The following is a 722-nucleotide window of genomic DNA, read 5'->3' as shown; positions in this document are numbered from 1 at the left end:
CACTGATCTTTTTCTCGAGCCCCAAACCTGCCACGAGGGCAAAGTAGCCCAAAGACTCGTCTTCATATTGCACAAAAACATCGTCTTCAAGCTCTGTCGAACCGATCGCCGCACCAATTTTCCAAAACGGTCTGAACGCGTCATCATCACCGAAGGCATATCGAATATTTCCACCTACACCGACAACGCCGTTATCAAATGCGTCGTAGTCTTCGAGCTCTAGATAACCCTCAAAACGGGCGCCGGAAACTTTTTTCGCGCCAAACTTGAAACGCACACCAGTACGATCAAAGGTCTCCGAAAGCGAAATACCCGCCGCTTTTCCATTGATTTTCGATTCACCTGTAAACAACTCTAAACCTAAAATCGTTTGTGAAGCTTGCGTCTTAGCCGACTCGTCTTGCGACTCTTCTTGCGACAATACCTTCGCTGTCTCTTCTGCATGGGCACCAAGGGCAAGTGCACCCAACAACAAAGAACTTACGATGCGCTTTTTGCTTACCATTCTTATTTCCTGTTTTGTATTTGAATTTTTATAGGACAAAAAAATACCCCTCAGACGAGGGGTATTTTCATCGAGAATATTACGGGTATTACTCTTTGCCGTAAACGTTGTTTTCCTGCTCTTGAACACGAATAAAGGTTGTCCGCTTTGAAAGCTCTTTCAAGCTTGCTGCACCGACATAAGTACATGTTGAGCGAACGCCACCGAGTACGTCTTG

The 722-nt window shown here is 45.7% G+C and carries 1 protein-coding gene; it reads right to left on the bottom strand.

Translation table 11 applies throughout. From position 1 onward, the window contains the following. The coding region (locus A3750_RS24665) for a hypothetical protein (protein ID WP_156498929.1) at window positions 1-505 on the bottom strand (505 nt) is incomplete at its 3' end. Window positions 506-722: the final 217 nt, after the last annotated feature.

This window comes from Oleiphilus sp. HI0079 (genome assembly GCF_001635105.1).
Note: the sequence above shows the minus strand (reverse complement) of the source record. Positions and strands in the feature narration are given on the sequence as shown.